The following is a 6,782-nucleotide window of genomic DNA, read 5'->3' on the forward strand; positions in this document are numbered from 1 at the left end:
TGTTCTGCTCTTTGGGATTCTTGTTCTGCTCTTTGGGATTCTTGTTCTGCTCTTTCATCGCCACTCAACAACAAATTACCTTGTAAATCCCACCAACGCAACCAGGGTAATTCCACATTCTGATATTTTCCCTGCCATAAGCCTAATTCAACACCCAAAGCAACTATAGGATAATGTCCTCGTTCATTTGCTGGTAAAATCTGATACTCTCCTTCAATCAGATGATAAACTTCTAGGCTGGCTTTACTCGCTTCATAAATGCCGTAGAAGGCAGGACGAATCACCTGCTCATAAATCCAAAATTTACCCTTCAAAGGAGTTTTATCTCGTTCTTCACTACCGTCCCCAGAGACAAATTCTAAGACAATCAACGGGGCAATAAATTCTCGCCACATCACATAAGAACGTCGGGTTTGCCCATTGAGCAAAAACGGTACATTCGGGACATAAAACCAATCTGGTGCTTCCGCGCCTTTTTCAAGGGGATCGGTCAAGCGCCAGTAAATGCCTAAGTCCTGCCCTATACAGTATTCACCTTCAGGATTTAATTGCTTGAGAATCGGTGTAATTGAGTCAGTTAGTAGAAGGCTTTGGGGATGTTCTTGCCAATTTTTCACGAACGTACCATTGGACTCAGGAAGCTGGGTATGATCGGGGAAGGGGAAAGGAGCCAGAGCATTGGGTGGATCGGTTACAGAAGTCATAACGCTACCTTTGCACTTTTGGTAAAGGTTATTTTTAAGTTTAGCTTGCGTAGGCGTAGCCCGCACTTCTCTACGAGACGCTGCGCGAACGGCTGCGCTCAGTGACCGTCGTAGACATCGCTTTCTCAATATTCTCCACCCAGATTATAAATTGCCCGCCAATTACTTCCAGTTGCCTGAGAAAGATTTTCAGCTTGACAGACCACTAGTTTTATTAGATACCTAAACTAAAATCGGATTTTGAGGGTGGCAGAATGTAAAATATTAACTTATTCTTTACCTGTCTTTGAAAAAATCAGGGTGTCTAGTGCCAGAAGAATTTAGTTGCCAAATCTCACCGCCATTTTTGTCTGAGGGGAGCGATCGCGATCTTGGTTTAGATTCAACTCTCCAAGAACTACCAATGTATAACTTCTCGGTGGAGATTAGCCACACCGGGATGGAAGTGGCTAGTTTTTTGGACAAATACCCCTTGTTACCAGGAGTAATTTTGGTAGAACAGGGACAGTTCATTGGGATGATTTCGCGGCGGCGACTACTAGAATTTTTGATTCGTCCATTCGGACAAGAGTTATTTGTTCAGCAACCATTAGCTGTTCTCTACAGCTATGTGCGGACACCGATATTGCTGGTTGCTGATACAACATCGATTTTAACAACGATGCAACTTAGCCTAAAGCGATCGCCTGAATTATTAGCAGAACCAATTGTCGTCCAAACGGAATCTGGCGCTTATAGATTGTTAGATGTCCAAGAATTGAATATTATTTCTTGGCAAATTCGGGGAATTGACAATCTGATCCGGTATGAACGCAGTCAAGCCCAAATGATTCAAAATGATAAAATGGCAAACTTGGGGCGTTTGGTAGACGGCGTAGCCCACGAAATTTTAGACCCAGTGGGTTTTATTTGGGGTAATATAATTTATGTTTCAAACTACAGTCAAGATTTACTCAAACTAATAGCAGCTTACGAGCAAAATTTACCATCAGTTTCTCCGGCAATTAATCAGATTAAAGAAGAGATTGAATTTGATTTTTTAGAACAAGATTTGTCGCGATCGCTTGCTAGCATTCGCACGGGAGCGGAAAGATTAAAAAAACTCGTTACTAGCTTGCAAAACTTCTGTCATATTGATGAACTTTTTCCCAAGCCAGTAGATTTACACGCCTGTATAGATAGCATTATTTTATTAATTAATAGCCGACTTCAAGGAGAAATTGAAATCGTCAAATACTACGGTCAATTACCCCCAGTGTATTGCTTTATGGGGCAATTAAACCAGGTTTTGATGAATATTTTAAGTGAAGTTGTGGATACTTTACTCAATGAAGCAGTGCGACAACAGTTAAATTTAGAAGAGACAAAGACTGTTCAAAAACCTCGAATTGAGATTACCACAGAAGTTATATCCCAAGAAGCAAGCAACCCAGATGCACCAGATTCTCGCTGGGTTTTAATTCGCATTGCTGACAATGGCTCTGGAATGTCTGAAGAATTAAAACAGCAAATTATGGAGTCTTTTTCTCTGGAAACAAAGAATGGTAAAAATACTGGTTTAGCAGTAAGTTATCGAATTATTACTGTGAGACATGGCGGAAAATTAAATTTCCATTCACAGATTGGTATAGGTACAAAATTTGAAATATTGTTACCTCTGGTGTGAGAAGATGCAGCAGAATCCAGAAATAAAAAACGCTTTATACCTTGGTAACAGACGAATCTTTGTCTACTTTATCAACTTGTAATCTGCTATATATTGAGAACAACTGTCATAAATATTTTTCATTTTACTGCCTATTTAGAAACTACAGCAGATTACGACTTGGTGAGGTACAAAAATACCCCACCCTAACCCTCCCCTTTCTAAGGGGAGGGAATTAGATTTGCTATTTCCCCCCTTTACAAGGCAGGGCTGATTCATTCCATTTCAAACAGGATTTGTCAAGATGGTTAGCAAGAAAATTGTAAGTAAGCGTGACGAAGAGATGAATATTTAAGCACTGAAATATCAGTAAAATAGTTGGTTTCATCGGCACGCTAGTAACAAAATAACTAATTTTTAATTGCTATAACCCTTGATTTTTAAAGCTCTTTGGGGAATGAAACAGCCCTGCTTTACAAGGGGGGATTAAGGGCAGGGCTGATTCATTCCATTTCAAACAGGATTTGTCAAGATGGTTAGCAAGAAAATTGTAAGTAAGCGTGACGAAGAGATGAATATTTAAGCACTGAAATATCAGTAAAATAGTTGGTTTCATCGGCACGCTAGTAACAAAATAACTAATTTTTAATTGCTATAACCCTTGATTTTTAAAGCTCTTTGGGGAATGAAACAGCCCTGGGATTAAGGGGGGTAATTCACCGTAGCCCTTAACAGGGGAAGGGTGTACTTCATTTTCTGTAATATGCAATGTATTAATGACACAACCCCCTTAAAAAAGGGGGTTTAATTCTCTAATTTTTAAGGAGGATCAAGTCCTAAGAATAGATATGCATTCCAGCCTCGAATTCAATTCATCTGCAATAAATTTTCGCCACGTTGATAAATTTCCCGTGCGTGATCAGTCCAAGCGCCTTGTCCCCAATAACGAAAACAACTGGTTTGCAACAACAGATTATGTAAAAAAACGTTACGATAATGAGATTGTCTGGTTATAGGTTCTGCTGAGTCAACCTGTTGTAATGGATCAAATTTTTGATGAAATAAACTGCTTAATTGATACATGGGAGACAACACATTTTCATATCCTTTTACCCAACTGATATGATTTGTCCACGAGGCTCCATCCAGATGAAAATTAGAGTTTGTTTGCTTCAATTCTTGAATGACATTTTCTACAGCTTGCGGTTGAATATTATCTGGTGAAACTCGCTCCCAAATCTGATGTTGTCCCACTGGCTGACAAGTTGGATAATTTTCAGGTTTGCATCCGGCTGCTTCGATTAATTCTAAATATTCTGTACCACACACACCAACAACACCTGATTTTCCTCCGCCGTTATTGACCATATCCCACCAAGCTTGTTTAAATGCGCTAGGAAATTCATTCATCATCACGCCGCCATTTTCACCATCGCCAATTTGGCTAACTATTGGTGGTACAAATACACCGCCAATTTGTTGTTTGGATAATGTTTTCGCTTCATAATAAGGCTGCATCTGAGCAACTAATTTAGTATCGGAGCCTTGGGTTTTAATTAAAGCTGTAATACTAATTGTTTCGCCTTGAGAATTCCGGGCAACCAAACGATGTGGTAAATGTTTATAAGCGAGAGATTGACCACTAAGAGTTTCTACAGAATGTTCTTGAACAAGTAGCCAGCGATATCCACATTCTTTCAGCGCTTTCACAAATTCAAAGAGAGCATCAGGGTGATTGGGTAGGTGCATTTCTGGGGGCGAAAATCCTTTGACTCGCGCTAGTGCTTCCCAGCCAAAAATTGCTGCAAAGTGATGTTGCCATGCAACGATATGTAATTTAATATCTGCTATGGGTGTGGAAGGAATAACTGCATGACCCCACATTGTACCCAGCCATTCTACATAAGGTTGGTAGGTTGGATCGCAAGTAATCCGTTTAAGGTTATCGAGAACATCACCGCGTCCCATTTGCCGCAGTCCCCACAGAAGATTACCAGAGTAATCCAACATCACACGCGGATTGCAACCTTGATCTACCAGTTCCGGGATCAAGTCTCCCATGCGGCTGTAACAATGGGCAAAAGGATCTGCATTGTGGTTATCCCCTTCATGGGGATGTTCAAACATATATTGCAGATTGCTGATGAGCGTACCGCCATTTCCAGCAGGTATAGTTGGCTGGTGCATGTGCAAAGCGATCGCAAATACAGCATTTACGTCTTCTAAGCGGATATTCGTTGTTGGTAAAAATACTGGTTGATCTTGGTTAACCACAGAGAGAACCTCTGTTTCCCAACCAGAAATATTCGGTAAGCCATCAATGATTTCGGGCAAAGGAGTCAGGGTTGTAGGGAAAGAAAGCATTTCTGATTGCTCCGAAACAAGGTATGTCTAATTATGCGATCGCCCAGCAATTTCTGATCTGCAACTTTATGTATTGATGTAAACTGCGATCATCTTGTAATCCCACAATATCTGTGTAGTTCAACTGTTGGGATATAACACTTGTATAAAAAGTATTAAAAATATACAGTATTTCTATTTAATTTTGTTGCTAGTAGTGTACATCTGTACGCCCCTATAACCGATTCATTATGTTGCAAAGATTTTTGGAAATGGTATGATACAACTCAAAATTCATAAATTCAGATTTCATCTGGTTTTCTGGGCTTGAATCTGTTTCCTTCTTTTAAATAAGCTGTAAAATCCCCAGAAACTATAAACATTAAATATTATTATTTCTCAAGATAAAATTTTCCATTCCATGCTTTACGCAAATTTAATTCTAGGAGGAGTGTCATGAAACTAAAACAATTTGGAATTACATTTTTGAGTGTTTCTATTGCTGCTTTTTCGGGAATGAAAGCAGCAGAGGCGGCATCATTTTCGGTAATTGCCGATGGTCTTAATAGTCCACGGGGTCTAACTTTTGGTACTGACGGGAGTCTCTACGTCACCGAAGCAGGAACAGGCGGCAGTGGAGCTTGTGTTCCTTCACCCAGTGTTGCAAACCAATCTTTATGTTATGGCACAACTGGTGCAGTGACAAAAATTGGAAATGGTACGCAAGAACGTATACTTACAGGACTTCCTTCTTTAGCATTACCAGATGGTACTGATACTTCTGGGCCTCAAGATATCAAATTTGATGCTACTGGCAAGCCCTATATTGCAATTGGGTATGGTTCAAATCCGACATTTCGCGCCACATTAGGTAACACTGATTTAGGAAAAATCATCACTGCTAATTTCAATACAAATTCGTGGACTAGTGTTGCTGATTTAGCTAATTATGAACTGGCAAATAATCCCGATCAAGATGATATAAATAGCAATCCCTTCTCTCTTCTTGTAGATGGAAATAATATTATTGCAGTTGATACTGGTGCTAATGAGTTACTCAGCGTGGGTACTGATGGCAGTAATTTAAAGGCGATCGCCACAATTCCCCGGCAGACATTAACTAACCCAATTTTTCCCTCTGGCGCATCATCATTGCCATTTGAAATCCAAGCAGTACCCACAAATGTCGCCAAAGGCCCAGATGGCGCTTATTATATTAGCCAATTAACTGGTTTTCCTTTTCCAGAAGGTGAAGCAAAAATCTATCGAGTTGGTGCTGATGGTCAACCAACAGTTTATACCGATGGATTTACTCAACTTACTGACTTAGATTTTGATAGTGAGGGCAATTTATATGCTTTACAGTATGCCAATCAATCACTCTGGAAAGGTAATCTAGATGGTTCGGTAATTAAAATAGCGAGCGATGGGACGCGTACAACTATTCTTAGTGGCAATGGATTAGAATCTCCTACTGCTTTGACTATTGGTGCTGATGGTGCTATCTACGTGACAAACCGAGGCGATCGCCCTGGACAGGGACAAGTCATCAAAATTGAGAATTCCAAGTCTGTTCCTGAATCTACTTCTACCTTCAGCTTATTAGCCTTTCTTGGCACTGTGAGCCTTACTTTGTTGCACAAGAATAAAGCCAAACGACTGAAGATTTCGGACAAGTTTGTTCAGGAGTGTTGAGTCACCAAAACAGTGCTGAGTGCTGAGTAACGAGTGCTGAGTAAAAAGTAAAATTAATTGCACTCAGCATATAGGGTAGTCGTGCCCCTAAGAGTAAAGATAGGAATGCCTGCGGGGGGCTGTGCTTAGGATATGTCCTTGTTTCAATCCCTTATTTTTAACTATGGGGTACTATTGGGCACTCAGCACTCAGCACTCAGCACTCAGCACTCAGCACTCAACACTCACCACTCAGCACTCAGCACTCACCACTCAGCACTCAGCACTCAGCACTCAGCACTCAGCACTCAGCACTCAGCACTCAACACTCACCACTCAGCACTCAGCACTCACCACTCAGCACTCAGCACTCAGCACTCAGCACTCAGCACTCAGCACTCAGCACTCAACACTCA

Annotated in this window: 5 protein-coding genes; 3 read left to right on the forward strand and 2 right to left on the reverse strand. The window is 40.7% G+C overall.

Annotated elements, in window-relative coordinates:
* The coding region (locus RMY27_RS34675; RefSeq protein ID WP_322669331.1) for a Uma2 family endonuclease at positions 1–704 on the reverse strand (704 nt) is incomplete at its 3' end.
* A 307-nt stretch (positions 705–1,011) separates the two neighbouring features.
* Here RMY27_RS34675 and RMY27_RS34680 point away from each other — a divergent pair.
* Positions 1,012–2,370, forward strand: coding sequence for a sensor histidine kinase (locus RMY27_RS34680; protein WP_322669332.1), 1,359 nt, complete (start codon positions 1,012–1,014; stop codon positions 2,368–2,370).
* A gap of 846 nt (positions 2,371–3,216) precedes the next feature.
* Here the strand turns inward: RMY27_RS34680 and RMY27_RS34685 are convergent.
* Positions 3,217–4,713: a glycosyl hydrolase family 57 gene (locus tag RMY27_RS34685; RefSeq protein WP_322669333.1), complete on the reverse strand. Its 1,497-nt coding sequence runs from the start codon at positions 4,711–4,713 to the stop codon at positions 3,217–3,219.
* A gap of 435 nt (positions 4,714–5,148) precedes the next feature.
* Between RMY27_RS34685 and RMY27_RS34690 the strand changes: the two genes are divergently transcribed.
* Positions 5,149–6,387, forward strand: coding sequence for a ScyD/ScyE family protein (locus RMY27_RS34690; protein WP_322669334.1), 1,239 nt, complete (start codon positions 5,149–5,151; stop codon positions 6,385–6,387).
* A gap of 163 nt (positions 6,388–6,550) precedes the next feature.
* Positions 6,551–6,782, forward strand: a 232-nt coding sequence (locus RMY27_RS34695) for a hypothetical protein (protein WP_322669335.1), incomplete at its 3' end; no start/stop codon positions are given.

It is taken from the genome of Nostoc sp. DedQUE09, from assembly GCF_034530915.1.
Classification (GTDB): Bacteria; Cyanobacteriota; Cyanobacteriia; order Cyanobacteriales; family Nostocaceae; genus Nostoc.